Origin of the sequence: Streptomyces griseoaurantiacus (assembly GCF_036189845.1) — a bacterium.
GTDB classification, from domain to species: Bacteria; Actinomycetota; Actinomycetes; order Streptomycetales; family Streptomycetaceae; genus Streptomyces; species Streptomyces griseoaurantiacus.
On sequence record NZ_CP108326.1, the window covers coordinates 2,063,251 to 2,088,446 of the forward strand.

Here is a 25,196-nt window from a genome sequence, read left to right on the forward strand (position 1 = left end):
TGAGCACACCACCGGGAGTGCACACCCCCGGGTGACCCGGGCCCGCGGAGTTCAGGACTCGCTGCGAGGAGTGGTGGGGGTGAGCGTCCAGGAGGTGAGGAGGTCGAGTGCGTGACGGGACGGGGAGCCCGCTTCGGTGCTGTAGAGGAAGACGGCCGCTTCGCTGTCCCCGGGGAGGGTGAAGGTCTCGTACTGCACGGTGAGCTCACCGACGAGCGGGTGGAGCAGTCGCTTGGATCCGTGAGTGCGCTGGTGGACGCGGTGCTGCTGCCACCAGCGGTCGAACTCCGTGCTCTTCTCCCTCAGCTCGGTGACGAGGTCCTGGGTGGCCTGGTCGTCCGGGGTACGGCCGACGTCGAGGCGGAGGTTCTCCACGGCCGAGCGGGCCTGGAGCTCCCAGTCGACGAAGAGGGTGCGGGCCTCCGGAGCGAGGAGGAGCCACCGTGTGTAGTTGCGTCGGGCCGGCGGCATGGCGTCGAAGTCGGTGAACAGCGCCTTGGCCAGCCGGTTGACGCCCAGGACGTCCCCTCGGCGTCCCAGGGCCAGGGCGGGGGTCCCCTCCATCGAGTCCAGCAGTTGGTGGAGGCCGGGGCGCAGGCGTGGGACGGTCGGCGGACGTCGGCGTCGGGGAGCCGCGGTGGTGGCGCCGATGAGGTCGTTGAGGTGGGCACGGCCGGCGGCGTCGAGTTCCAGTGCCTGGGCCAGCGCTTCGACCACCGCGGGTGAGGGCGTGATGTTGCGTCCCTGTTCGAGGCGCGCGTAGTAGTCGGCGGAGACTCCGGCCAGTCGCGCCACCTCCTCGCGTCGCAGACCGGGTACGCGGCGTACGCGGGCGTCCGGCGGCAGTCCGGCGCGCGCCGGGTCGCACTGGGCCCGGGCCCGTCGCAGGAAGTCGGCGAGTTCGCGGTTCGAGGAGGCCATGGATCCAGTGTGGCCGAATCGCCGCGGCCACGGCCGTCTCAACAAGGACTGTCAGTCCTAGGCAGCGCGGAGCCAGGAAGGCCAGGGCCGATGATGGCCGCCTTCGGGCGCCCGGGGCGGCCGACAGTGGAAGGGCCGACGGATCAGCCGATCCGGGAGCCCGGTCCCACGAGTGACCGGCCGACGACGAGAAGCCGAGGAAAAGTCATGAGTCGCATTCTGATCGTCATGTCCGCAGCCGACGTGTGGGAGCGCACCGACGGCTCGAAGTACCCCACGGGCTACTGGGCGGAGGAGCTCGCCGCGCCGCACGAGGCGTTCGTCCGCGCCGGCCACACCGTCGACTTCGCGTCCCCCGGGGGTGTGCTGCAGCCGCTGGACCAGCACAGCGCCGACCCGGCGATCGCCGGTGAGGACTGTGCCCGGCACGTGGCCCACGCGCAGAAGGCGCTCAGCGACTTCGGGCCGCTGCTGAAGCTGGAGGAGGTCTCGGCCTCCGACTACGACGCCGTGGTGCTGCCGGGCGGGCACGGCCCCGTGGTCGACCTCTTCCAGGACGCGCACCTGGGACGACTGCTGATCGAGGCCGACCGCGCCGGGAAGATCGTCGGCGCGGTCTGCCACGGTCCGGCCGCGCTGCTGTCCGCGGTCGACGAGCAGGGCGAGTGGATCTTCGCCGGCCGGCGGATGGCCGCGTTCACCGACGAGGAGGAACGCATGTTCGGCACCGCCGACAACGCTCCGTGGCTGCTGGCGAGCCGCCTGCGCGAGAGGGGCGCCCGGCACGAGCAGGGCGACCCCTACCAGGCCTTCACCGTCCAGGACGCCAACCTCTTCACCGGCCAGAACCCGGCTTCCAGTGCCCCGATGGCCGAAGCCATCAACACCGCGCTGGCAGCGGGCTGACCCACCCCGCCCTCTCGCCCCGGGCCGCCGCCGCACACCCCTCCGGGGCAGCGGCGGCCCGGGGGGCACCTCCTGCCCCACGGGCGGCACCTCCCGTTCTCCGGGCGGCACCTCCTGCTCTCCGGGCGGCACCTCCCGCTCTCCTCCTTCGACGCGATTCCCCCGGCATGCCCCACCACCCCCGGCATGCCCCCTCCTTCGGCATGCCCCACCTCCCCGGGCATGCCTCCCTCCTTCGACGACGGGTGAGTAACCACCATGACGGACCACACGCCACGCCCCTTCGACGTCGATGCCCTGCCGCAGGGGTTGTTGATCGGCGGAAGGTGGCTGCCCGCGACCGGCGGCGCCACGTTCCCCGTGGAGAACCCCGCGACGGGCGAACCGGTGGCCCGGGTCGCCGATGCCGGCACCACGGACGCACTCGACGCCCTCGGCGCGGCTGCCGGAGCGCAGTCGCGGTGGGCCGCGACCTCGCCGGGACGGCGCAGCCGCATCCTGCGCCGCACCCACGACCTGCTTCTGGAGCGCCGTGAGAACTTCGCGGGGCTCATCACCCTGGAGATGGGCAAGTCCCTCGCCGAGGCCCGTGCGGAAGTCGACTACGCGGCCGGATATCTGCGCTGGTTCGCCGAGGAGGCCGTCCGTGTCGACGGGACCTGGAAAGTCAACGAGGACGCCACGGCGCGGGTCCTGGTCATGCGCCAGCCCGTCGGACCGTGCCTGCTGATCACGCCCTGGAACGCGCCTCTGGCGATGCCGGCCCGCAAGATCGCCCCCGCGGTGGCCGCCGGCTGCACAATGGTCCTCAAGCCCGCCCCGCAGACCCCGCTCACCAGCATCGCACTGGCCGCGGTCCTGATCGAGGCCGGTCTGCCCGCCGGCGTCCTGAACCTCGTTCCCACCACCGACGCCGCCGCGGTCTCCGAGGCACTGATGAAGGATTCGCGGCTGCGCAAGATCTCCTTCACCGGCTCCACCGCGGTCGGCCGGCTGCTGCTGGCCCAGGCGTCCGCCAACGTCTTGCGCACCTCGATGGAGCTGGGTGGCAACGCCCCGTTCATCGTGTGCGCCGACGCCGATGTGGAAGCGGCGGTGGACGGCGCCATGACCGCGAAGCTGCGCAACATCGGCGAAGCGTGCATCGCGGCCAACCGCTTCCTCGTTCATGCCGATGTGGCGCGGGAATTCACCGAGCGTCTCGTGGACCGGATGCGCGGCCTGACCCTCGGCGACGGAACGGAACCCGGTACCGACCTCGGCCCGCTGATCGACCGCACCCAGCGCGACCGTGTCGCCCGGCTGGTGGAGGAGACCGTCGCCGGCGGCGCGCGGCTGCACACCGGCGGCAGCACTCCCGACCTGCCCGGCTACTTCTATCCGCCCACGGTGCTCACCGACATCCCCGACGGCGCCCGTATCAGCCGCGAGGAGATCTTCGGCCCCGTCGCCGCCATCCGGACCTTCACCGGCGACGAGGAGGCACTCGCGCTGGCCAACGCCACCGAGTTCGGCCTGGTCGCCTACCTCTACACCCGCGACCTCGGCCGAGCGCTGCGGATGAGCGAAGGGATCGAGAGCGGAATGGTCGGCCTCAACCGCGGCTACGTCTCCGACCCCGGGGCACCCTTCGGCGGCATCAAGCATTCGGGGGCCGGCCGCGAGGGCGGCAACTCCGGCATCGACGAATACCTGGAGCAGAAGTACGTCGCCATCGACACTCCCGCAGACGCCGGTACCCGCGACCCCCAGGACCCGTCATGAACGCGCCTGTCCCGCCGTCGGAACCCTTCTCCCTGACCGGCCGACTCGCGAAGGACCCCGAACAGTGCGCCCTCTTCGGCGAGGACGCGGCCCTCGACGGCTGGCTCGCCGCCGAACGCGCCCTCGCCCGGGCCCAGGCCGAAGCCGGAGTGCTCACCCGCGCGGAGGCGGACGCCATCCGCGACGCGGCACAGTCGCACCACATCGACCGCGAGGAGCTGTGGCGCACTGCCCGCACCGTCGGCTACCCCGTCCTGGGCCTGGTCCGGCAGATCAGCCGCCGGCTCCCGCCGGGACCCGACGGCCGGGTGCACTACGGCGCCACCACGCAGGACATCATGGACACCGGTCTCGCCCTGCAGATGGTCCGCTCCCTGGCCGCGCTCGAACGCCGGATCGCCGAACTCGGTGATGTCCTCGCCGATCGTGTCACCGAGCACGCCTCCACCGTGATGGCGGCCCGCACCCACGGCCAACAGGCCGTCCCCACGACGTTCGGGGCCACCCTGGCCACCCTCCTTGCCCAGTTCGCCCGCCACCGGCAGCGCCTGGCCGAGGCCGCACCGCGCATCGGCGTGATCTCCCTGTCCGGAGCCGGTGGCACCGCGGCCGCGTTCGGCCCCCACGCGGCAGCCGTCAGAAGCGGCATGGCCCGTCTGCTCGGCCTGCGCGACACCGCGACCCCCTGGCACGTGGCCCGCGACGGAGTCGCCGAGTTCGGCTGGCTGTGCTCCTTGCTCACCGCGACCTGCGCGCGCCTGGCCCGCAACATCGTCGATCTCTCCCGGACCGAGATCGCCGAGGTGTTCGAGCCCTACAGCGACCACCGCGGCGCCTCCTCGACCATGCCGCAGAAGGTCAACCCGATCACCTCCGAAAGCATCATCGGGCTGAGCGGCACCACCGGCGCCCTCACCTCCGCGCTGCTCCGCGCCCAGGAAGCGGGCCATGAGCGGGCCGCCGGCGAATGGCACACCGAATGGCGCGTCCTGCCCGAACTCGCCGCGTCCGCCGGAACCGCCCTCACGGAAACGATCGTCCTCCTGCGCGGCCTCCGGGTCGACGCCCGCCGCATGCGCGCCAATCTCGACAGCGACGGCGGCCTCGTCATGGCGGAGTCCCACATGATCACGCTGGCCGGGCCCGTCGGGCGGGAACGCGCCCACGACCTCGTCCACGAGGCCGCGACCCGGACCCGTACCACCGGCACACACCTCACGCTGACACTGCGCGACGTCCTGACCGAACACCACCTCGACACACTCCTGCCCGGCCTTCGCACCCAGCCGGAGGACTACCTCGGGCAGGCGCACCGGACCGCCGAGACCACCGCCCGCCTCTGGCACACCCACACCGCACCGCTCCCCGAACCGCCGACCCCCCTCGCCCGCCTCGCCACCGACTGACCACCCGTCGCCCAACTCACCACCGAATGACCACCCGTCGGGAGGCGACTCCGGCACACCGCGGAGCCGGAGCCGGGCGCTCGCTGGATCAGGCCGGCTCACTGGATCAGGTCGGCGTGCGGATGCTCGGGGGAGGCGGGGCAGACGTAGAGCTGCATGTTGTCGGCGCTGCCCACTTCCACCCTCGTCGGCTGCGCGGGGGACAGACCGGCGCGGTGGGCGGCGGCGTGGGCGGCGGCCCGGTCCTCCCGCGGCGCCCAGCCGCGCGTGCCGCCGTCCCATTCGAAGGAGGCGATGGTCAGCAGCGGGGCCATCCGGGCCTCGCAGACCTGGCAGTACAGGCGGTACGGGTCGGTCCGGCCCCACGGCGGCCGGCCGCCGACCTTCCAGCCGGGGGCCTCGGCCAGGCCGGCGTCGTAGAACTCCGCCGGATACTCCGCGTACGAGTCGTCCAGATCGACACCGGCGGCCTGCCATCTGCTCCGGTCGCCCACCGCCTCCCTCGACTCCGGGCTCAGATCGAGGCTGCCGGGGTACTCGGTGACCACTTCCGGTGCCAGCAGGCACGGTTCGGGCACGTAGCCCGGGTAGTTGGCCTCGGACGGTTCCGGTGGCGTGGCGAGGACGTCGCCGACCGAGGCGGCGGACCGCCAGAACACCGCGGTGGCGGGCTTCCAGTCCGGCTCGTGGTCGTAGGGGCACCAGAGGACCTGGAGCAGATCGGCCCCCGCGGGTGGCCGCAGCAGGGGCACGTCGCGCAGATACAGCTGGGCCACGGGCAGCAGGGGGACCGGGCAGTCCGCGGGCCAGGGCGGGCCGGCGTCGAGTCGCTCCGCGAGCCCGGCGGCCTTCCGCTCCAGGGCCGCTTCCTCCTCGGGCGTGAACGAGGGGCCGTAGGGGTCCTCGTGCCGCCGGGCCCGGGCGTGCCGGTCGAGCCGCACCTCCGCCGGCGACTGGCGGAAGCCGCTGTCGCCGTGCAGGTGCGCTTCCTCGCAGTGCGGCCAGGGCTCCCCGGCCGGCCACAGCAACGGGCCCCCGACCGAGCTGTCCCCGACCGAGGGCGATCCCGGGCGCGGGTGCAGCCGGACGGCGGGGCGCGCCAGCGGAGCCAGTTCGGGGAAGACCGCGGCCACCTCGACGGGCCGCGGCGGAGTCGTCCGTACGTGAACCATGCCGATGATCCTGACACCCGCCACTGACAGTCCCCCGTCGCCCGAGCCGACCCCCTCCTCCGCGCAGGACGGCGTTGGCGGCGAGCTCCGCGACGACGAGTTCGGCGCGTTCCGTGAGGGTCCGCGCCGGAACTCGGCGTACCACCCTCACGGCCCTGCCCCTACGCGGCCTCGTACCCGGACGCTGCTTCCGGCTGACGCTCGCCCTCGACGCCTCCGCCCGCCGGCTCCGCGTCGAGGTCAGCGACGCCCGCGGCGACCTCCGCCCACACCGCCTCCCGGCGGACGCGGACCCGCTCCCCACCGGCGGCCGCGGCCCGACCCTGGTCACCGCCCTGGCCGACCACTGGGACTGCGTCCCCTACCCGCCCCACGGGAAGACCGTCCGGGCGGAACTGCTCGACACCGGTGCGTGAGCACGCCGCCCGGAGAGCGCCTCCGGGGCCCCCTCTCCACCGTCATGACCTCAAGTCCCCTTCCAGAGGCTGCACTTGAGGTTGCAAGGATCTTCCCCGCCGAGTGAACCACGGGCCTGCTTCTCGCATCTGGAGGGGCAACACGGAGGGCCCGCCCTCTCGTCCCGTCGCCACAGGTTCGCTCCGCCGCCCGCCGGCGGCCCGACCGGCGCGGGAGTGCACGAACCTTCGAGAGTCCCTTCCCTGTCCCCCACCCCCTCGTTCCAAGGGCACAGAAAAGACGCACGCAATGGTCGTTATCGCATATATGACCGCCGGCTTCATCTCGACAGGCGACGCAGCCGACCCCGCCCTCCTCGCGCCCCTGCCCTCGGGCAGGGTCGGCGGCCGGGGAGCCCCGTCACCCTCCGCGCGCCGTTCGATCCCGGACGGCGGTACGCGCACGTGAGATCCGCAATCGATCCGCGGACCGCCGCGGTGATGGCGGTCGCCGTGCTCTCCATCTCGGCCACCGCCCCTCTCACCGCCGCCGCCTCCGCCCCGGCCCTCGCCATGGCCTTCTGGCGCAATGCCCTGGGCTTCACCACACTCGGACCGTTCCTGCTGGTACTGCGCCGCCGCGAGGCGGTGCGTGTCGCGCGCGGTGAGCGTGGTCTTCTGCGCCGGGAGCAGTGGCGGCCGCTGGCCTTCGGCTTCCTCGCGGCCACGTCGCTCGCCCTCCATTTCGCGGCCTTCATGACGAGCACGCGGATGACCTCGGTCGCCATGTCCACGGCGCTCGTGGCCACCCAGCCGGTCTGGCAGGCCCTCATCGCCGCGGGCCAGGGCGTCCGGGTCTCCCGCCGCACCTGGGCGGGTCTGACGCTCGCCGTGGTGGGAGCGGTCGCGGCGGCCGGTCTCGACATCAAGTCCGGCGGCACGGCGCTGATGGGCGACCTGCTCGCCCTCGCCGGGGCCGTCGCCCAGGCCGCGTACACCGCTCTGAGCCAGAAGGCGCGCGCGGATGTGAGTACCCCTTTGTTCTCGACGTTCAGCTCGCTGGTCTGCGGGCTGGAACTCCTCGCCATCTGCCTGCTGTCCGGCACACCGCTCACAGGTCTCGACAGATCCACCCAGCTGTCGCTGCTCGGCCTGCTCCTCCTGCCCCAGCTCCTGGGACTCGGCTCGATGAACTTCGCCCTCGGCAGGACATCGGCGACGACGATGAGCGTTCTGCTCCTGCTGGAGACACCGGTGGCCGCGCTCGCCGCGTGGTGGCTGATGGGACAGAGCATCGAGGCTGCGGCCATGCCGGGGCTGCTGCTGATCATCGTCGGTGTCACGGTCGTGGTGACGAGCGGCAACCAGGAGCAGGGCGCGCCACGGCGGAGCAGACACCGCGAGGAGAGCTCGCCGTACCCGGGGTACGCCCCCTACCCACCGCACCTGCCGTCCACGAACGGCGCTCCCACCGCCGGTGAGTGGGAATACAGCCTGCCGGCCCGAGCCCTCGTGGACGACTGGCCGACGCCACCACGACCCCAGCCACCCCGGAACCGTGCCGGCTGGGACCCCAGAGTGGACTGGGCGGGCCTCGACGAGTACGACAGCCCGACGATCACGCTCACCTACCACGGTGCCGGGGCCTTCACCACCATGAGCCTGCGCCGGCCGGGGGCCGGGTGAGGTGACGGCCAGGGCCCGCACAAGGTCCGTTCAGGGCCGGCCGGGCACCGTGGGGTGCGTACGGGGATGCGGGGGTGCGGGACCGTTACGGGGGCGCGGTTCCGTCACCCGCACCCGACCCTGGCTCTGCCCTCGTCAAAGGGACGGGAGCGAGGAGCGGCAGACGAGTCGGGCTGTACGCCGGGTTCTGTTCCGGCGGGTCCTCGCGGGCCCGCCGGCGACGGCCATCCATCTAGGACCGGCGTTGCCGCCGGCCTCGTGCGGTCCACCCGCGGACTCGGGCGGGCAGCCCTCGAACGTCCGCGCAGAGCACTTTTCACAGTGCTCCTTTTGACCTTGCTCCGGGTGGGGTTTACCTAGCTGCCCAGGTCACCCTGGGCACTGGTGGTCTCTTACACCACCGTTTCACCCTTACCGGGGACCGAAATCCCCGGCGGTCTGTTTTCTGTGGCACTGTCCCGCGGGTCACCCCGGGTGGCTGTTGGCCATCACCCTGCCCTGTGGAGCCCGGACGTTCCTCGGGAAGGCCCCGAAGGGTCTTCACGCGGCCGCCCGCCCGGCTCGTCTGCCGTGTGGACCATGGTACCGGGCGATCCGGGGCCTCCGGTCCGTGCCGGACGGCCCCTTCCCGGGAAGCCTCTGGGCAGTTTCGGGAAGCCTCAGGACACCGGGCGGCGGCCGCGTTCCTCCTCCGGTACGAGGCCCCCCGCCGGCAGTGGTTCCGACGTCCCCGGCCGGGCGGCGCGGGGGCCCGCCGTCGCCAGGACCGAGCCGGTGAGGATCAGGGCGAAGGCGGCGAGGACGCCGGCGGTGAGGCGCTCGTCCAGGAAGAGGGCGCCCGCGGCGACGGCGACGGCCGGGTTGACGTAGGTGAAGACCGTGGCGCGGGTGGGCCCGGCCTCCTTGATCAGTTCCAGGAAGACGACGAAGGCCAGTGCCGTGCAGATCGCGCCGAGCCCGGCGAGGGCGGTCAGGACCTGGGCGGACGGCATCGCGTCGGGCCGGCCGGCCACCGCCGCCGGGGCGTACACCACCGCGGCCAGCGCCAGGCAGGGGGCCGTGAGCTGCAGTGTCGGCACGTCCTTGAGGTGGCGGGTGACGATGAGCGGGGCCGTCGCGTAGCCGAGGACCGTGACCGCCACCTCGGCCAGCGAGCGGGTGTCGCCGCCGGTCAGGTGCGGGAGCGTGAGGACGGTGACGCCCGCGAGGCCCAGCAGCAGTCCCGCCAGCCGTCGTGGGCCGAGGTGCTCGGCGCTGCCGAAGAACCTGGCCAGGACGAGGCCGACGATCGGCACGCCCGCGATCAGCAACCCCGCGGTGGAGCTGGAGAGGTGGCGTTCGGCGTCGGTCAGGGTCCACCAGGGGCCGATGATCTCGATGCACGCGAAGGCAAGCATCGGACGCCAGTGGGTGCGGACGACCCGGGGCAGGCCGCCCTGCCGTATCGCGAAGGGGAGCAGGAGCAGGGCGCCGAGCGCGCACCGCGCGCACACCACGAAGGACGGGGACAGGGCGTCCACCGCCACCTTGATCATCAGGTAGGGGATGCCCCAGATCACTCCCATCAGGGAGAAGAGGAACCAGCCGCGTGCAGTCATGCGGCCACTGTGGCCCGGCTCAGCGGCCCGCGTCTTGAACGCTGTTGCGGTACGCCGCCGGGGTCACCCCCAGCACCCTGCGGAACCAGCGGGTGAGGTGGGCCTGGTCGGCGAAACCCACGAGGGAGGCCACCTCGGCGGGTCGCAGCCCGTCCTCCAGCAGGCCCCGGGCCCGCGTCACCCGGTACTGGGCGAGCCAGGCGTAGGGCGGGATGCCGGTGGCGGTGCGGAAGGCGCGCAGGAGCTGGTAGCGGGAGAGGCCGAGTTCGGCGGCGAGGCCGGCCAGAGTGGGCGGGGCGGTGAGCTCGTCGGCCAGCCGGTCCCGCACGGCGCGGGCGAGGCGTTCGGCGCCGGGGACGGTGTCGGCCACCGGGCGGGCCGTGGAGTGCCGGCGGGCCAGCGCGGTGAGCAGCCAGGGCAGCCGGGACTCGACCTCCAGCGGGTCGGGGCAGACGCTCAGCTCGGCGTGGGCGGCGCGCAGCGCCTCGGCCAGCTCGGGGTCGTCGACGAGTCCCTCGCGGAAGTGCGGCGGGTCGGCGCCGACGGTGCCGTCGGCGAGGAGGTCCGGTGCGGCGTACAGGGCCCGGTAGGCGTAGCCGCCGGTCGGGGCGGACGGGCCGCCGGTGTGCATCTCGCCCGGCGCGAGGACGATGACGGAGCCGGGGCCGGTGCGGAGCCGGCCGCCCCGGTAGCCGATGCTCTCCGAGCCGCCGGTGCTGACGCCGATGGTGAACTCCTCGTGCGTGTGCGGGGCGTACTCGTGCCGCTCGAACCGTGCGGTCAGCAGGTCGAGCGCGGGCCCGCCCGGCCCGAGCCGCGCCCGCGTCCACCGCGCCTGCTCCCGCGCGCCCCTCGGTTCCCGCGCGGTGCTCCCGCTCGCTTCCCTTGCGCCCATCGCCCGGCCCTCCCCCGTTCTCCCCCGCTTCCGCCACCAGGATGCAACGCGGGACGGGCGGGTGTGCATCCCCGTCGCCCGGAAGACGGGCGGGAAGGGAGCGGGAACGGTTCCCCTCGATCGTGGCACGGCGGCAGGGTCCCCGTACGCTGGCACGGAGCCGCGGTGCCGTGTGTGCGCTCGGGCGCGCCCGTGCGGGGGCTCAGGTGTGTGCCCGTGTGTGTGAAGGAGAACGATCCGTGCTCGTCCTGTTGCCGCCCTCCGAGGGCAAGGCCGATGCGGGGCGCGGCGCCCCGCTGAAGCCCGAGTCCCTGTCGCTGCCGGGGCTCGCCGAGGCGCGGGCGGCCGTGCTCGACGCGTTGGTGGAGCTGTGCGCCGGGGACGGCGGGGACGCCGCCGGATCCGCCGGGGACACGGAGAAGGCGCGCGAGGTGCTCGGGCTGAGCGAGGGGCTGCGGGGCGAGGTCGTCAAGAACGCCGGGCTGCGTACGGCGGGGACGCGCCCCGCCGGGGAGATCTACACCGGTGTCCTGTACGACGCCCTCGGCCTCGACTCCCTCGACACGGCCGCCAAGCGGCGCGCGGGCCGGTCGCTGCTGATCTTCTCCGGGCTGTGGGGCGCGGTGCGGGTGACCGACCGGATTCCCTCCTACCGCTGCTCGATGGGGGTACGGCTGCCGGGGATCGGGGCGCTGGGCGCGTACTGGCGCGATCCGATGGCCTCGGTGCTGCCCGAGGTGGCCGGGGAGGGTCTCGTGCTCGATCTGCGGTCCTCGGCGTACGCGGCGGCGTGGAAGCCGAAGGGCGCGGTCGCGGAGCGGACGGCGTCCGTGCGGGTGTTGCACGCGCCCACGCGGAAGGTGGTCAGCCATTTCAACAAGGCGACCAAGGGCCGCATCGTGCGGAGTCTGCTGACCGACGGCGCCGCGCCGAAGGACCCCGCCGAGCTGGTGACGGCCCTGCGGGACCTCGGGTACGAGGTGGAGGCGACGGCGCCGGAAAGGAAGGGACGGGGCTGGTCCCTGGACGTGCTGGTGGACCAGGTGCACTGATCGGCCACGACCGGCCGCACCCTGGGGCGGGTCCGCCTCGGGGCCGGGTCCGCCTCAAACGGCACCCATTGCGCTCTGCGCAATGGCCTTTGCGCAGGATGCTCGTGCTGGGCAGGATGAGCGCATGTCCTCCGCCGTGCCGCCGCCCGCCGCCGCCCTGCCCGCCTCCGTTCTCGACCTCGCGCCCGTGCTGCCCGTGGTCGTCGTGGACGACGCCGCCGATGCCGTACCGCTCGCGCGGGCGCTGGTCGCCGGGGGGCTGCCCGCGATCGAGGTGACCCTGCGGACACCGGCCGCGCTCGACGCGATCCGCGCGGTGGCCGAGGCGGTGCCGGACGCGGTGGTCGGCGCCGGGACCGTCCTGACTCCCGCGCAGGTGACGCGGTGTGTGGAGGCGGGGGCGCGGTTCCTGGTCAGCCCGGGCTGGACGGAGACTCTGCTGGCGGCCATGACGGCCTCGGGGGTGCCCTTCCTGCCGGGGGTGTCGACCGCCTCGGAGGTCGTGGCGCTGCTGGAGCGGGGGGTGACGGAGATGAAGTTCTTCCCCGCCGAGGCCGCGGGCGGCACCGCCTATCTGAAGTCTCTCGCCGGACCGCTCCCCGGCGTCCGGTTCTGCCCCACCGGCGGCATCGGCCCCGGCACCGCGCCCGCATACCTCGCCCTCCCCAACGTCGGCTGCGTGGGCGGCAGTTGGATGGTTCCGGCGGATGCGGTGGCGGCCGGTGACTGGGCCCGCGTCGAGCGGCTGGCGCGGGAGGCGGCGGCGCTGCGGCGGTGAGGGCGTCCCGCCCGGGCCGCGCTTCTCAGCGCGTGTCCGGCACGCCCAGGTGCGACGTGTCGTTGAGGAGGCGGACGGAGGCGTTGCCGTCGGCGTAGTACGCCACCTCCGAGAGTGAGGCCGCCGACACTTCCATGCGGAACAGCGCCTCGGGCGGGGCGCCCAGGGCGAGCCGTACGAGGGTCTTGATCGGCGTGACGTGGGAGACCAGCAGCACCGTGCGGCCCGCGTACGCGGCGACGAGCCGGCGCCGGGCCGCGTCCACCCGGCGGGCGACCTCCGCGAAGCTCTCGCCGCCGCCCGAGGGACGGGCCGCGGGGTCGGCGAGCCAGGCCGCCATGTCCTCGGGGTGCCGTGCGCGCACCTCGCCGAACGTGAGCCCCTCCCAGGCACCGAAGTCGGTCTCGCGCAGGCCGGGTTCGACGGTGACGTCCAGGCCGAGCCGCGCGGCCGCCGCGGCGGCGGTCTCGCGGCAGCGGGCCAGCGGGGAGGAGACCACGGCGTCCACCGTGCCGGGGCGGGCGGCCAGCGCGGCCGCCGCCCGCCCGGCCTGCGCGCGGCCGACCGCGGAGAGCGCGGGGTCCTCGCCGCCGCTGCCGGAGAACCGCTTGAGCGGGGTGAGCGGCGTCTCCCCGTGCCGGAGCAGGAGGAGGGCACAGGGGGCGCCGAGGTCGGGGGGCGGCGGGGCCGCGTCGGTCGCCTTGCTCTCCCCCACCGCCGTCGCTCTCCCCCCGGCCGTCCGACGCTCCTACGGGCCGACCACCGGCCGATTACAGGCCGACTGCAGGCCGACTGCAGACTGGACTACGGACCGGCCTACAGACCCGACTCCGCCGTGCGCACCAGGATGCGGCGGCAGTTCTCGCAGCGGACGACCGTGTCGGGCGCCGCCGAGCGGATCTCGTTCAGCTCGGTGATCGCCAGCTCCTGACGGCAGCCCTGGCAGGAGCGCTGGTACAGCTTGGCCGCGCCGATGCCGCCCTGCTGCTCACGCAGCTTCTCGTACAGCTTGAGCAGATCGGCCGGAACGGCGCCGGCGACGACCCCGCGCTCCTTGGTCACCGAGTCCACCTCGGCGTCGATCTCCCCGAACGCGGCGTCACGGCGCGCGGTCGCGTCGTCGATCTTCGACTGGACGGAGGAGACCCGCCCGGTCAGCTCGCCGACCCGCTCCTGTGCGGACTCCCGGCGCTCCATGACCTCCAGGACGACGTCCTCCAGGTCGCCCTGGCGCTTGGCGAGGGAGGTGATCTCGCGCTGGAGGTTCTCCAGGTCCTTGGGCGAGGTGACGGCGCCGGAGTCCAGGCGCTGCTGGTCGCGGGCGGCGCGGGTGCGCACCTGGTCCACGTCCTGCTCGGCCTTGGTCTGCTCGCGGGCGCAGTCGCTCTCCTCGGTCTGCGCGGCGACGAGCAGGTCGCGGAGCTGGGCGAGGTCCTTCGTCAGCGCCTCGATCTCGGCGTGCTCGGGCAGCGACTTCCGCTTGTGCGCCAGTTGCTGGAGACGGACGTCCAGGCCCTGGACGTCGAGGAGGCGGATCTGGTCGGCGGGCGCGGCGTTCAGTTGGGGGCTCCTGCGGTGGTGGTAGGGGTGTGCGAGGTGGATGCCGCGTGGGCGGTCCAGGGGTCGGTGACCGTCTGGGAGACATGGACGCGGAGGTCCCAGCCGTTGCGGTCGGAGACCTCGTCGAGCTGACCGGCGGCCAGCTCGCACCAGGGCCACTCGGTGGCCCAGTGCGCCGCGTCGAGCAGCGCGAGGGGACTGTGGGCGCGGGCCTCGCTCACCGGGTGGTGGCGCAGGTCCGCGGTGAGGAACGCGTCGACGCCGGCCGCCCGGACGTCGTCGAACAGGCTGTCGCCGGAGCCACCGCTGACGGCGACCGTGCGGATGCTCGCCTCCGGGTCGCCGGCGACGCGGATGCCCTGCGCGGTCGCGGGCAGCCGGGCGGCGGCGTGGGCGGCGAACTCGCGGAGGGTGAGCGGGTGGTCGAGCGCGCACACGCGGCCCAGGCCGCGACGGCCGGCGGGGTCGGACGGGTCCGGCACGAGGGGGCGCACGACGCGCAGATCGAGCGCGCCGGCGAGGGCGTCGCTCACACCGGGGTCGGCGGTGTCGGCGTTGGTGTGGGCGACGTGCAGGGCGACGTCGTTCTTGATCAGGGTGTGCACGACGCGGCCCTTGAAGGTGGACGCCGCGACGGTCGTCGTGCCGCGCAGGTAGAGGGGGTGGTGGGTGACGAGAAGGTCGGCGCCGAGGCGGACGGCCTCGTCGGCGATCTCCTGGACCGGGTCCACGGCGAACAGGACGCGGGTGACCTCGCGGTCCGGGTCGCCCACGACCGTGCCGACCGCGTCCCAGGACTCCGCGCGGGCGGCGGGCCAGAGCGCGTCCAGCGCGGCGATGACTTGTGAGAGACGGGGCACGGGCACAGGCTACCTGGGCGCCGGGGCCGAGGCTGTGGGGAGTGGGCTCGCCCGGGGCGGGGAGGGCCCCAGGGTGCGGGGCGGGGAGGTGCGGGGGTGGGGGGGCTCGTGCGTCGGCGGGTGCGGTGGTGTGGGTGGCCGGGCGCGCGCCGTTCCCCGCGCCCCTGAGAGAGGAGCGGCGGCCGCGGGAGGCCCGGACGTCGCGCCCGAGGGCCTTCCCGGACGGGGGTGCTCACGCTGCGGACCTGTCGTGCGTCGGCCATGCTGGACCTCGCCGGCGCGGGCCGGGCGCGGTACGCGGACCGGGACGGCGCATGGCCCGGGACGTGGCGTGGCCCCGGCCGGCGCGGTACGCCGCCGGGAAGCACGAGGCGAGGTTGCCATGGAGAACGGGACCAGCGGTCGGCCGAGTCCTGAGGCGCCGCGGGGGTTCGCGCCGGGCGGGCCGTCCTTCCTGAGGGAGCTGCGGGACGCGGTCACTCCCCGGGCCATGACCCTGCTCCTGGGGGTGCTGGTCCTCGCGCTGGCGTTCGTGGTGTCCTTCGTCGGGGCCTTCCACTCGCCGACCCCCAGGGACATCCCCCTCGCCGTGGTGGCGCCCGAGCCGGCCAGGGCGAAGGTGCTCGCCGAGCTCAACGGCCTGCCGGACAGACCCCTGTCGGCCCGCCCGGCCGCGAGCGAGGCCGAGGCGAGGGCCATGGTCCTGGACCGCCGTGCGGACGGCGCACTGCTGCTGGGCGCTCCTTCGGGCCGGACCGAACTGCTGGTCGCCTCGGCCGGGGGCCCCTCGGCCGTGCAGGCACTTCAGGCGATCTTCGAGAAGGTGGACGGGCGGGAGGCCGTCGAGTTGCGGGACCTGCGGCCGCCGAACCCGGCGGACGGCCGGGGCCTGAGCACCTTCTACCTGGTCCTCGGCGTGATCATCGGCGGTTATCTCGCCTCCGCCGCGCTCGCCGCCTCGTACGGGGCGCGGCCGGCCAACCTGCGCCGGACCCTCGTCCGCCTCGTCGCGCTCGCCGCGCTCTCCGTGGTCGCCGGGCTGGGCGGCACACTCGTCGTCGACACGGTGTTCGACGCCCTGCCCGGGCACTTCGCGGCCCTGTGGGGGATCACCACTCTCGCCACCTTCACCGCGGCCGCCGTGGGGATGGCCTTCCAGGTGCTGTTCGGTCCGGCCGGCGTCGCCGCCTCCGTGCTGGTCTTCGTCATCATCGGGAACCCGAGCGCGGGCGGTGTGTACCCGGCGTCCCTGCTGCCGCCGTTCTGGGCGGCCGTCGGCCAGGCGCTGCCCAACGGGGCGGGCGTGACCCTGGTGCGCAACTACGCGTACTTCGACGGCCATCACACCGCCACCGCCTGGTGGGTGATGTGCGCGTGGGCCGCGGGCGGCGTGCTGGTGAGCTGCCTGGCCTCCTGGGTGCGCGGGAGGCGGACGACGCCCCCTCCCCCACCTCGATAGCCGTCCCCCACGGCCCGCCCCACGGCCGCCCCCACCCCACGCACGACGCACAGCACAAGATCATGACGTTCTCTGGAGAAACCGTTCTTCAGTACCCGTATGTGTGAAAGCGGGGATTCGCCGGGCCATCGAGGAAGCGGGAAAACTAGCGTCGTCGCCGGAGGTGACCGAATGATGACGGCCAGTGCCTCCCCCGGAGTCCGCCCACGCCGGTCCGGGGGATCTTCTTCGCCCACCCCGGAGGCGCCCTCTCCCCCACCACCCCCGGCCGCGACGCCCAGCCCCTGCGTGCTCGCCGCCGACGGTTCCTACGCCGCCCGGCTGACCCTGCGCGGCGGTGCCCGGCACGCCGAGCGCTGGACGCTGGACGGCCCGGAGCCGTACGCCGTCCCGCTCCCCACCGACCGCCCGGAGGAGCCCGGCACGGAGGTGCTGCCGCTGACCGACGGCCGGGTGCTGGTGCACCGGGTCGAGCCCGCGGCCCCCGGCGCCCGGCACCTGTTCTCCCTGCTGTACCCGACCGGCCCCGGCACCGGTGAACTCGCCCTCGGCTCGGTCGAGTGCGCGGACCCGGGCACCGTCCTGCGGCTGCTGCCGCCCTCCCCGGCCGGCACCCGGGCCTACGCCCTCGCCGCAGGTCCTGACTCCACCGCGGTCTGGCTGATCGCGGGCGGCGACTTCGGCCCCGAGCATCTCGCCGAGGTGCCGGGTCACTGCTCGGGCGGGGTGTGGCTGGACACGACCGGCCGCATGCTGGCCCTGGACCGCACCCGGGACGGCCGCACGAAGACCGTGGTCGTGGACCTGGAGCGGGGCGGCGAGATGTCGCCGCTGCTGCAGATCGCGGAGGACAGCGACGACCGGCTGCTGCTCGCCGACGCCGACAGCGGCCTGCTGCTGATCCGCTCCGACGCGCCCTCCCCCGGCCGGGAGCGGCTCGGCTGGGGGGTGCTGGGCAGCACGCTGCCGGTCAGGTTCCCCCAGTGCCTGCGGGTGGAGGGGTGCACGGTGACGCCGTTCGCGATCCAGCCGGGGCAGATCCTGACGCCCGAGGCGTGCGCGGTGGCCCTGCGGGTCGACGGCGCCGGCGGCTCCTGGCTCGGCCTGTGGCGCCCCGCCGAGCGACGGCTCGAGCACGTTCCGGCGCCCGAGGGCTGGCTGCCGGGCACCGGCCGCTGGACCCGCGAGGGAGAGCTGCACCTGCCGTGCGCGACGCCGGCGGCACCCTGCTCGGTGGCCCGTCTGACGGCACCGGTGGCGCGGCCCGCGCCGCCCGTCGCGGAAGCGTCACAGCGCCGTAACTCTTCGTCCTCGGCCGAGGGCGGCGAAGGGCCCTCGCACGACCCGGAATCCGAGGCGCGCGAGGGGGCCGGAACACCCCCGGAGACGACCGCCCCGGCCCCCCGCCCGGTGCCGTTGCAGCAGGCCCCGCTGGGTGTGAAGCGGCCCCCCGAGGCACCTCGACAACCGCCGCGGGAAGGGGAGTCGGCGCCTTCCTCGACAGGCTTGCTGAGGGCTGCCCGCCATGTGGTCCTCGCTGCGGCCGTCACCGACGCCCGATAGGATCACCCGGCTGTAAAAGGATCTTTTCTACGGGGTGAAGACTTCCCATGAACGACATCAGCACCAGCACGCAGCCGCCCGGCGCCGAGAGCGACGAGGCGACGGGACACGGCCGGCACCGGGGTCCGGTCTCCGCGCAGGAGGCGGAGACGCAGCCGCGCGGCCGGCACCGCCGGGAGGGCGCGGAGTCCTCCGGCCGGACGGCCGCCTGACACCGCCCGGCCCCACGCCGGCCGCCGGACACCGGTGACCGGCGGGTGACCGCCTCGGCCCCGCCCGTACGCGCGCAAGCGCTGCGGGCGGGGCCGAGGCGTTTCAGGACGGGGAGTGGAGCGGGTCGGGGATCGGAGTGGGTGACGGGTGACGGGTGACGAGGATCGAAGTGGGTGACGGGTGAAGGGCCGCCGGGATCAGCCGCAGGTGACCGTCGTGTCCGCGAGGACGGGCGCCTCCGCCCGTTCCACCGCGCCCACCGTCACCCGTACCGCGCCCGGCGCGCGCCACATCCGCACGCGCAGGTTCTCGCCCGGGTACGCCACCCCCGCGAACCGTGTCGTGTACGCGCGGACCCGGCTCGTCTCGCCGTCGAGCAGGGTGTCGACGACCGCCTTGAGGACCATGCCGTAGGTGCACAGGCCGTGCAGGACGGGCCGGTCGAACCCGGCGCGCGCGGCGAACCCGGGGTCGGCGTGGAGCGGGTTGAGGTCGCCGGTGAGGCGGTACAGCAACGCCGCGTCCTCGCGCACCGGCCGGTCGACGACCACGTCCGGAGGGCCGGACGGTGGCGCGGGGCGGAGCGAGGGGCCGCGCTCGCCGCCCCAGCCGCCCTCGCCCCGTACGTGGATCAACGCCTCCTCGGTCCACAACGGGCCCCCGGCGTCGGCCACGTCGGTGCGCAGCACGAGCAGGGCGGCACTCCCCTTGTCGTACGCCGCGGTGATCCGCGAGGTGGCGAACGCGCGGCCCTCGGCGGGGAGCGGACGGTGGACGGTGAGGCCCTGGCCGGCGTGCAGGACGTGGGCGAGGTCGACGTCGACGCCGGGGACGGACAGGCCGGCGATCACTCCGGGCTCGCCGCCGCCCGCGACGGTGGCGAAGGCGGGCAGGACGCGCAGCCGGGTCTCCAGGGTGTAGCGCAGCTCGCCGGGGTCGGTGGCGGGGACGCCGGCACCCAGGGCGAGGTGGTAGAGCTGCACGTCCCGGGCGCTCCAGGCGATCTCCCGGGTGCGGGGCGCGGCGGCGAGGGCCCGGGCGGCGTCGAGGGGCATGGGGGCGGCTCCTGGCGTGGGTGCGCGGCGCGGGGCGGGACGCATGTCACGGGCTCACGGGCCACCCGTGAATCTCTCACGGGGACCCGTGACATTTGTCCCGCTCAAGAGCGTACGTCCGACACTGTCGGCGACGGTCCGCCGCCCCTACCGTCGAATCATGACCACTTCCGAGGGCACGAGGACGACAGCGGAGACCGGTGCGGCCCGGCCCGCGTCCGCACCGGTCCGGGGCGGTGCCCCGGGGTGGACGCGGAGCATCTCCTGCCAATGGCGGGCATGGCGGTCGGCCCGCGCGGCCTGGCGGTCGGAGTGGAAGCACACGCGCGCCGTGTACCGGGCCGCCCGCAGGAGCGGACGGCTGCCCGACAACCCCGGGCCGCCGCCCACCGGATTCACCCTGCTGCCCTGGCTGCTGATGGGGATGGGCGCCTTCTCCAACCTGTTCCAGGGGGAGACGCCGAACCCCTGGGTCGGCGCCCTCGGACTGCTGGCCTTCAACTCCTGCTACGTCTACGTGGTCTTCCGCGCCTTCCACACGAAGACGCGCGAGGCGCTCTCCACCCGGCTGGCGCTGGTCGTGATGGGCCTGGTCACCTGCGGTCTGGCCCTCGCCTACGGCGGCACCTGGCTGTCGTTCTTCCCGCTGCTCGGGCTGGCGACGGGAGCGGTGGTGCGGGGTCCGTGGCTCGGGCGCTACGGGCTCGGGCTGACGGCCCTCGCGGGAGTCGTCGCCGGGCTGCGCGGCGGCTGGGACGCCATCGGCGTCGTCTACGGCACGTTCCTGTCGACGATGGTGACGGCCGCGATCCTCTCCCTGTCCGAGGCGGTGCGGCAGTTGCGGGCGGCCCGCGAGGAGCTGGCCCGGCGCGCGGTCGAGGAGGAGCGGCTGCGGTTCTCCCGCGACCTGCACGATCTGCTCGGGCACACGCTGTCGGTGATCGTCGTCAAGTCGGAGGCCGCGCGCCGGCTGGCGGCGCGGGACATGGACGCGGCGCTGGCCCAGGTCACCGACATCGAGGCGGTCGGCAGACAGGCGCTGACCGAGATCCGGGAGGCGGTGACCGGGTATCGCGAGGGAAGTCTCGCCACCGAGCTGGACCGGGCGTCCTCCGCGCTGACCGCGGCCGGCATCGAGCCCGTCGTACGCCGCACGGGGCCGCCGCTGGCACCGGCGAGTGAGGCACTGCTGGGCTGGGTGGTGCGCGAGGCGGTCACCAACGCCGTGCGGCACAGCGGGGCGCGGCGGTGCGAGATCGGCGTCGACGGGTCCTCCTCGGCCGAGCGGATCCGACTGACGGTCACCGACGACGGGAACGGCGGCGAGGGGACGGAGACGTCCTCGACGAGCGGCACCGGTCTGAAGGGGCTGACCGAGCGCCTCGCGCGGGCGGGCGGCTCGCTGCGGGCCGGCCCCTCGCCGCGCGGCGGCTTCACGGTCACCGCCGAACTCCCCCGGGAGACGGAGGACTCGACGGCCCCGGCCGCCGCCACCGCGTCCGGAGGGAGGTGACCGTGCCCCGGCGGGGCGGGCGCTTCCCTATCCTTGAGCCGTGACCGAGACGCCCCGCACCGAGCCCGTCCGTGTGCTGCTCGCCGAGGACCAGGGGATGATGCGCGGCGCGCTCGCCCTGCTGCTCGGCATGGAGGACGACCTCGAGGTGGTCGCCCAGGTCTCGGCGGGGGACGCGATCGTGGAGGCCGCGCTGGCCCACCGGCCCGACGTGGCGCTGCTCGACATCGAACTGCCGGGCATGAGCGGTCTGGACGCGGCGGCGGAGCTGCGGGTGCGGGTCCCCGGGTGCCGGGTGCTGATCCTGACGACGTTCGGGCGGCCGGGCTATCTGCGCCGGGCGATGGAGGCGGGGGCGGCGGGTTTCCTGGTCAAGGACGGGCCGGTGGAGGAACTGGCCGCCGCGGTCCGCCGGGTGCTGGCGGGCGAGCAGGTCGTGGACCCGGCCCTGGCGATGGCGGCGCTGAGCGCGGGGCCCAATCCGCTGACACCGCGCGAGTGCGACGTACTGCGCAGCGCGGCGGACGGCGCGACGGTCGCCGACATCGCCGCCGAGCTGCATCTCTCGGAGTCGACGGTGCGCAACTACCTGTCCTCGGTCATTGGCAAGACGGGCACCCGCAACCGCACGGAAGCCCTCCGGGAGGCCCGCCACCAGGGCTGGCTCTGACCGGTCGCCTGCCGGCCCCGCCGCACCGGTCCCACCGGACCGGTCCCACCGGACCGGCCCCACCGGACCGGCCCCACCGGACCGGCCCCACCGGACCGGCCCCACCGGACAGCCGGTGAAGGGCGGCACAGCGGCCCCCGCCCTCACACGGGTGCCGGTGCCCTCACACGGGTGCCGGTGCCCTCACGCGCTCGCTCCCGCCCGCTTTCTCGGCAGCCACACCGCCATCACCGCCGCCCCGACGAGCAGCACCGCCGCGCTCACCCGGAAGGACAGCGCGTAGCCCTCGGTCAGGGCGGCGCCCGTGGTCCGGTCGCCCGTGCGGCTCGCCGCGATCGTCGACATGACCGCGAGGCCCAGGGAACCGCCCATCGTGCGGGAGGTGTTGACCAGCCCGGAGACCAGGCCGGCGTCCTGCGGAGCGGCGCCCGAGGTGGCCAGGGAGGCCAGCGGGGTGGCCGCCAGGCCCGCGCCCAGCATCATCAGGATCCCCGGCAGCAGGATGGCGGTGACGTACCCGCCGTCCGCCGTCATCGTCGACTGCCAGCCGAAGCCGGCCGCCGCCAGCAGCGCGCCGAGCACCGCCACGTTGCGCGCCCCCAGGGACGGCATCAGCCAGGGCGCCCCCTTCGATCCCAGCAGGACCGCGAGCGAGCTGGGTATGAGAGCGGCCCCGGCCTCCAGCGGGGTGTAGCCGAGCACGTTCTGCGCGTAGAGGGTCATGAAGAACCACATGCAGAACATGGCCGAGCCGCACACGAACATCGCCGCGTTCGCCGAGGCCACCGAGCGCACCCGGAGCAGCGTGAGCGGCATCAGCGGCGCCGTCGTCCGTGCCTCGACCGCCACGAACAGCGCGAGCAGCGCGAGGCCGGCGCCGAGGGCGGTCAGCGCCCCGGGTGCCGTCCAGCCGTCGGCCTCGGTGCGCACGATGCCGTAGGCCAGGGTCGCGAGGCCGGCCGTGGCCAGGAGGGCGCCCGCCACGTCCAGCCGGCGGCCGGCCCCGGCGCGGCTCTCCCGCAGTCCGCGGGCCGCGCAGGCCAGGACGACCGCGCCGACGGGCACGTTGATCAGCAGCACCCAGCGCCAGGACAGCAGGTCCACGAGCACGCCGCCGACGAGCCCGCCGGCCGCGCCGCCGCCCGCCCCGACCGCGGACCAGGTGGCGATCGCCCGCGCCCGGGCGGCGCCCTCCGGGACCGCCGAGGTGACCAGGGTGAGCGTCGAGGGCGCGAGGACCGCCGCGCCCAGGCCCTGCACCGCCCGGGCCAGCAGGAGTTGCCAGCCCTCCTGGGCGAGGCCCCCGGCGAGCGAGGCCAGCGTGAACAGGCCGAGCCCGAGCACGAACATCCGCTTGCGCCCGTAGAGGTCCCCGGCCCGCCCGCCGAGCAGCATGAACCCGGCGAAGGCGATGGCGTAGGCGTTGACCACCCACTGCAGTCCCGGGGCGCTCAGCCCGAGGTCGGCGCGCATGGACGGCAGCGCCACGTTGACCACGGACACGTCCAGGACGACGAGGAACTGCCCGGCGCAGGCGAGCGCGACCACCACCCAGGCGGGCGGGGCGGTCGTGGAGGGGGCACGGGTCTCTGACGCTGCTCGGAGCATGCGGCCATGCTCGCAGCGCGCACTGACAGTCGCATCGGCATTTCGACCGGCGGACAGCCCACTGCTCCACCACCCCACCGGCCCACCTGCCCACCGGCCCACCGCTCCACCTGCCGCACCACCCCACCACCCCACCACCTCTGACGGACGCCGCGATCCTGACGCACCATCAGATCGTCATGGGAACGCAAAGTCGGTCAAGATTTCGTTAGTGGCCCGAAGCATCGGAATAGTTGCCCATGCATACAAGGTTCATTCTGCACGCAAGCACTCTTCCTGATCTTCTCCTGATCTTCCTGGCCTGGAGGCCCCCTTCCATGACGCACTCGTCGACCGACCGGCCCGACCGGCCTTCCGGGGCAGCGACCGGAGGCGCGGTGGTGCCGGTGCTCGCCTTCGCGGGCATCGTCGTCGCGGTGATGCAGACGCTGCTGGTCCCCGTCATCAAGGACCTGCCCGTCCTGCTGGACACCTCCCCCGGCAACGCGACCTGGGTCCTGACCTCCACCCTCCTGTCCGGTGCCGTGGCCACGCCGATCATGGGCCGGCTCGGCGACCTCTACGGCAAGCGCAGGATGCTGCTGTTCAGCCTCGCCGTGATGGTCCTCGGCGCGCTGGTCAGCGGTTTCACCAGCGCCCTCGTGCCGATGATCGTCGGCCGCACCCTCCAGGGCTTCGCGATGGGCGCGATACCGCTGGGCATCGGACTGATGCGCGACATGCTGCCCCGTGAGCGGCTCGGCTCGGCGATGGCCCTGATGAGCTCCTCGATCGGCGTCGGCGGCGGACTCGCGCTGCCCGCCGCCGCGCTCGTCGCCCAGCACGCCGACTGGCACGCCCTGTACTTCGGCTCCGCCGCGCTCGGCGTCCTCTGCATCGTGCTCACCCTCGTCGCCGTGCCGGAGTCCCCGATGCGCGCCAAGGGCACCTTCGACGTGGCGGGCGCGCTCGGCCTGTCCGTGGGCCTCGTGCTGCTCCTGCTGCCGATCACCAAGGGCAGCGACTGGGGCTGGACCGCGGGCCGCACCCTCGGCCTGTTCGCCGCCGCGCTCCTCGTCCTGCTGCTGTGGGGCCTGATGGAGCTGCGGCTGAAGGCGCCGCTGGTCGACCTGCGCACCACGGCCCGCCGCGAGGTGCTGCTCACCAACCTCGTCTCGGTCATGGTCGGTGTGGCCTTCTACGCCGTCTCCCTGGTCCTGCCGCAGTTGCTCCAGCTCCCGAAGTCGACCGGGTACGGCCTCGGGCAGTCCATGGTCGTCGCCGGTCTGTGCGTGGCGCCGCTGGGCCTGACCATGATGCTCACCGCCCCCGTCTACGCCCGGCTGTCCGCCCGCTTCGGCCCGAAGGTCACCCTGATCCTCGGCATGCTGGTCATCGCGGTCGGCTACGGCGCCGGTCTCGGCCTGATGAGCGCGCCCTGGCAGACGGTTCTCACCTCCGTCGTCCTGGGCGCCGGCATCGGTCTGGCCTACTCCTCGCTGCCCGCGCTCATCGTGGGCGCGGTCCCGGCCTCCGAGACGGGTGCCGCCAACGGCCTCAACACGCTGGCGCGCTCCATCGGCACCTCGACCTCCAGCGCGGTCATCGGCATGGTGCTGGCCAACAGCGCCACCCACACCGACGGCGTCGCGCTGCCGACGATGCACGGTTTCCGGGTCTCGTTCCTGATCGCGACCGGCGCGGTCCTGCTCGGCATGGTGCTGGCCCTGTTCCTGCCCGGCCGCCGGCCGGCCACCGCGCCGGTGCTGCTCGCGGACAGCGAGGAGGACGCGGCCCTCAGGCGGGCGCGGGAGCTGCTCGGCGGCGGTTTCCGCGGCCGGGTCCTGGACGCCGCCGGCCTCCCGGTCCCGCGGGCCCGGGTCACCCTGATCGACCGCCACGGCCGCCGGGCGGGCGCGACCCTCACCGGGGCCGACGGCAGCTACGCGCTCGCGGTGCCGGCCGAGGGCCCCTACGTGCTGGCCGCCGGGGCCGCCGGGCACGGCCCGCACGCCTCCCGTGCCACGCACGCGGGCGACGACCGCGCGGTCGACCTCGACCTGGCGCTGCCGCTGCCCGGGGAGGACCGGTCCCTGCCGGGCGAGACCGTCACCGCCTGAGCGACGCCCCCGCACCGCGCCCG

General features: G+C 74.3%; 20 protein-coding genes, 1 other RNA gene and 2 pseudogenes. 13 read left to right on the forward strand and 10 right to left on the reverse strand.

The genetic code is table 11. The features are described 5' to 3' along the window. Positions 1-51 precede the first annotated feature (51 nt). Complete coding sequence (locus tag OHB09_RS09250; protein WP_006137725.1) at positions 52-921, reverse strand: helix-turn-helix transcriptional regulator; 870 nt, start codon at positions 919-921, stop codon at positions 52-54. 207 nt (positions 922-1,128) lie between these two features. Between OHB09_RS09250 and OHB09_RS09255 the strand changes: the two genes are divergently transcribed. The 3 genes from OHB09_RS09255 to OHB09_RS09265 all read left to right on the forward strand — a co-directional run bounded on the left by OHB09_RS09255 (position 1,129) and on the right by OHB09_RS09265 (position 4,997). After that, positions 1,129-1,827 (forward strand): type 1 glutamine amidotransferase domain-containing protein, encoded by a 699-nt coding sequence (locus OHB09_RS09255; protein ID WP_167792957.1) that lies wholly within the window; start codon positions 1,129-1,131, stop codon positions 1,825-1,827. A gap of 258 nt (positions 1,828-2,085) precedes the next feature. Continuing rightward, positions 2,086-3,591, forward strand: coding sequence for an NAD-dependent succinate-semialdehyde dehydrogenase (locus tag OHB09_RS09260; protein ID WP_319117784.1), 1,506 nt, complete (start codon positions 2,086-2,088; stop codon positions 3,589-3,591). Further along, entirely contained in the window at positions 3,588-4,997 is a 1,410-nt protein-coding gene (locus tag OHB09_RS09265; protein ID WP_328921825.1) for a lyase family protein, read from the forward strand. Before OHB09_RS09260 ends, OHB09_RS09265 begins: the two co-directional genes overlap by 4 nt. A gap of 98 nt (positions 4,998-5,095) precedes the next feature. Here OHB09_RS09265 and OHB09_RS09270 read toward each other — a convergent pair whose 3' ends face one another. Next, positions 5,096-6,169: a hypothetical protein gene (locus tag OHB09_RS09270; protein ID WP_328921826.1), complete on the reverse strand. Its 1,074-nt coding sequence runs from the start codon at positions 6,167-6,169 to the stop codon at positions 5,096-5,098. Positions 6,170-6,282: 113 nt separating this feature from the next. Here OHB09_RS09270 and OHB09_RS09275 point away from each other — a divergent pair, with 113 nt between their 5' ends. Together OHB09_RS09275 and OHB09_RS09280 are read left to right on the forward strand one after the other, a co-directional pair. Continuing rightward, positions 6,283-6,585 (forward strand): ATP-binding protein, encoded by a 303-nt coding sequence (locus tag OHB09_RS09275; RefSeq protein ID WP_318295095.1) that lies wholly within the window; start codon positions 6,283-6,285, stop codon positions 6,583-6,585. A 444-nt stretch (positions 6,586-7,029) separates the two neighbouring features. Continuing rightward, the gene (locus OHB09_RS09280; protein ID WP_234527715.1) at positions 7,030-8,250 is read left to right on the forward strand and encodes a DMT family transporter; all 1,221 of its coding nucleotides are present in this window, start codon (positions 7,030-7,032) and stop codon (positions 8,248-8,250) included. Positions 8,251-8,410: 160 nt separating this feature from the next. Here the strand turns inward: OHB09_RS09280 and rnpB are convergent. The 3 genes and pseudogenes from rnpB to OHB09_RS09295 all read right to left on the reverse strand — a co-directional run bounded on the left by rnpB (position 8,411) and on the right by OHB09_RS09295 (position 10,743). Further along, an RNA gene (gene rnpB, locus OHB09_RS09285) (RNase P RNA component class A) lies at positions 8,411-8,814 on the reverse strand. 181 nt (positions 8,815-8,995) lie between these two features. Then, positions 8,996-9,848, reverse strand: a pseudogene (locus tag OHB09_RS09290) (DMT family transporter); the annotation flags it as partial. A gap of 19 nt (positions 9,849-9,867) precedes the next feature. Further along, a complete protein-coding gene (locus OHB09_RS09295) occupies positions 9,868-10,743 on the reverse strand; it encodes a helix-turn-helix domain-containing protein (RefSeq protein WP_191852954.1) in 876 nt (291 codons plus the stop codon). A 239-nt stretch (positions 10,744-10,982) separates the two neighbouring features. Between OHB09_RS09295 and yaaA the strand changes: the two genes are divergently transcribed. Continuing rightward, positions 10,983-11,795: a peroxide stress protein YaaA gene (gene yaaA, locus OHB09_RS09300; RefSeq protein WP_006137701.1), complete on the forward strand. Its 813-nt coding sequence runs from the start codon at positions 10,983-10,985 to the stop codon at positions 11,793-11,795. 124 nt (positions 11,796-11,919) lie between these two features. After that, positions 11,920-12,573 carry a bifunctional 4-hydroxy-2-oxoglutarate aldolase/2-dehydro-3-deoxy-phosphogluconate aldolase gene (eda, locus tag OHB09_RS09305; RefSeq protein WP_167793579.1) on the forward strand — a complete coding sequence of 218 codons (654 nt, stop codon included), beginning with the start codon at positions 11,920-11,922 and terminating at the stop codon, positions 12,571-12,573. A 25-nt stretch (positions 12,574-12,598) separates the two neighbouring features. Here the strand turns inward: eda and OHB09_RS09310 are convergent. The 3 genes and pseudogenes from OHB09_RS09310 to OHB09_RS09320 form a co-directional block, all read right to left on the reverse strand. Next, a pseudogene (locus OHB09_RS09310) lies at positions 12,599-13,273 on the reverse strand (histidine phosphatase family protein); the annotation flags it as partial. Positions 13,274-13,389: 116 nt separating this feature from the next. After that, on the reverse strand, positions 13,390-14,133 hold the full coding sequence (locus OHB09_RS09315; protein WP_078630752.1) for a zinc ribbon domain-containing protein: 744 nt from the start codon (positions 14,131-14,133) through the stop codon (positions 13,390-13,392). After that, complete coding sequence (locus tag OHB09_RS09320) at positions 14,130-14,993, reverse strand: Nif3-like dinuclear metal center hexameric protein (RefSeq protein ID WP_006137694.1); 864 nt, start codon at positions 14,991-14,993, stop codon at positions 14,130-14,132. Before OHB09_RS09320 ends, OHB09_RS09315 begins: the two co-directional genes overlap by 4 nt. A gap of 382 nt (positions 14,994-15,375) precedes the next feature. On the opposite strand from OHB09_RS09320, the gene OHB09_RS09325 reads away from it, so the two are divergent. From OHB09_RS09325 to OHB09_RS09335, 3 genes are all read left to right on the forward strand, one after another. Continuing rightward, positions 15,376-16,452, forward strand: coding sequence for an ABC transporter permease (locus tag OHB09_RS09325; RefSeq protein ID WP_391032457.1), 1,077 nt, complete (start codon positions 15,376-15,378; stop codon positions 16,450-16,452). A gap of 288 nt (positions 16,453-16,740) precedes the next feature. Beyond that, positions 16,741-18,015, forward strand: coding sequence for a hypothetical protein (locus tag OHB09_RS09330; RefSeq protein ID WP_407077314.1), 1,275 nt, complete (start codon positions 16,741-16,743; stop codon positions 18,013-18,015). Between the two features lie 47 nt (positions 18,016-18,062). Continuing rightward, a complete protein-coding gene (locus tag OHB09_RS09335) occupies positions 18,063-18,227 on the forward strand; it encodes a hypothetical protein (protein ID WP_006137691.1) in 165 nt (54 codons plus the stop codon). A gap of 198 nt (positions 18,228-18,425) precedes the next feature. Here OHB09_RS09335 and OHB09_RS09340 read toward each other — a convergent pair whose 3' ends face one another. Continuing rightward, on the reverse strand, positions 18,426-19,283 hold the full coding sequence (locus tag OHB09_RS09340; RefSeq protein WP_328921828.1) for a MaoC/PaaZ C-terminal domain-containing protein: 858 nt from the start codon (positions 19,281-19,283) through the stop codon (positions 18,426-18,428). A gap of 88 nt (positions 19,284-19,371) precedes the next feature. Between OHB09_RS09340 and OHB09_RS09345 the strand changes: the two genes are divergently transcribed. Together OHB09_RS09345 and OHB09_RS09350 are read left to right on the forward strand one after the other, a co-directional pair. Further along, on the forward strand, positions 19,372-20,796 hold the full coding sequence (locus OHB09_RS09345) for a sensor histidine kinase (RefSeq protein WP_234527719.1): 1,425 nt from the start codon (positions 19,372-19,374) through the stop codon (positions 20,794-20,796). Between the two features lie 40 nt (positions 20,797-20,836). Then, complete coding sequence (locus OHB09_RS09350) at positions 20,837-21,466, forward strand: response regulator transcription factor (protein WP_093589694.1); 630 nt, start codon at positions 20,837-20,839, stop codon at positions 21,464-21,466. A gap of 183 nt (positions 21,467-21,649) precedes the next feature. Here OHB09_RS09350 and OHB09_RS09355 read toward each other — a convergent pair whose 3' ends face one another. After that, positions 21,650-23,074: an MFS transporter gene (locus OHB09_RS09355; protein WP_319117799.1), complete on the reverse strand. Its 1,425-nt coding sequence runs from the start codon at positions 23,072-23,074 to the stop codon at positions 21,650-21,652. A 317-nt stretch (positions 23,075-23,391) separates the two neighbouring features. Here OHB09_RS09355 and OHB09_RS09360 point away from each other — a divergent pair, with 317 nt between their 5' ends. Next, complete coding sequence (locus OHB09_RS09360) at positions 23,392-25,173, forward strand: MFS transporter (protein WP_167793574.1); 1,782 nt, start codon at positions 23,392-23,394, stop codon at positions 25,171-25,173. Positions 25,174-25,196: the final 23 nt, after the last annotated feature.

Excerpts from the sequence above, each read along its gene's own strand:
- OHB09_RS09250 (WP_006137725.1), bottom strand. The coding sequence starts at position 921 with ATGGCCTCCTCGAACCGCGAACTCGCCGACTTCCTGCGACGGGCCCGG.
- OHB09_RS09255 (WP_167792957.1), top strand. The coding sequence starts at position 1,129 with ATGAGTCGCATTCTGATCGTCATGTCCGCAGCCGACGTGTGGGAGCGC.
- OHB09_RS09260 (WP_319117784.1), top strand. The coding sequence starts at position 2,086 with ATGACGGACCACACGCCACGCCCCTTCGACGTCGATGCCCTGCCGCAG.
- OHB09_RS09265 (WP_328921825.1), top strand. The coding sequence starts at position 3,588 with ATGAACGCGCCTGTCCCGCCGTCGGAACCCTTCTCCCTGACCGGCCGA.
- OHB09_RS09270 (WP_328921826.1), bottom strand. The coding sequence starts at position 6,169 with ATGGTTCACGTACGGACGACTCCGCCGCGGCCCGTCGAGGTGGCCGCG.
- OHB09_RS09295 (WP_191852954.1), bottom strand. The coding sequence starts at position 10,743 with ATGGGCGCAAGGGAAGCGAGCGGGAGCACCGCGCGGGAACCGAGGGGC.
- eda (WP_167793579.1), top strand. The coding sequence starts at position 11,920 with ATGTCCTCCGCCGTGCCGCCGCCCGCCGCCGCCCTGCCCGCCTCCGTT.
- OHB09_RS09325 (WP_391032457.1), top strand. The coding sequence starts at position 15,376 with ATGGAGAACGGGACCAGCGGTCGGCCGAGTCCTGAGGCGCCGCGGGGG.
- OHB09_RS09335 (WP_006137691.1), top strand. The coding sequence starts at position 18,063 with ATGAACGACATCAGCACCAGCACGCAGCCGCCCGGCGCCGAGAGCGAC.
- OHB09_RS09340 (WP_328921828.1), bottom strand. The coding sequence starts at position 19,283 with ATGCCCCTCGACGCCGCCCGGGCCCTCGCCGCCGCGCCCCGCACCCGG.
- OHB09_RS09355 (WP_319117799.1), bottom strand. The coding sequence starts at position 23,074 with ATGCTCCGAGCAGCGTCAGAGACCCGTGCCCCCTCCACGACCGCCCCG.
- OHB09_RS09360 (WP_167793574.1), top strand. The coding sequence starts at position 23,392 with ATGACGCACTCGTCGACCGACCGGCCCGACCGGCCTTCCGGGGCAGCG.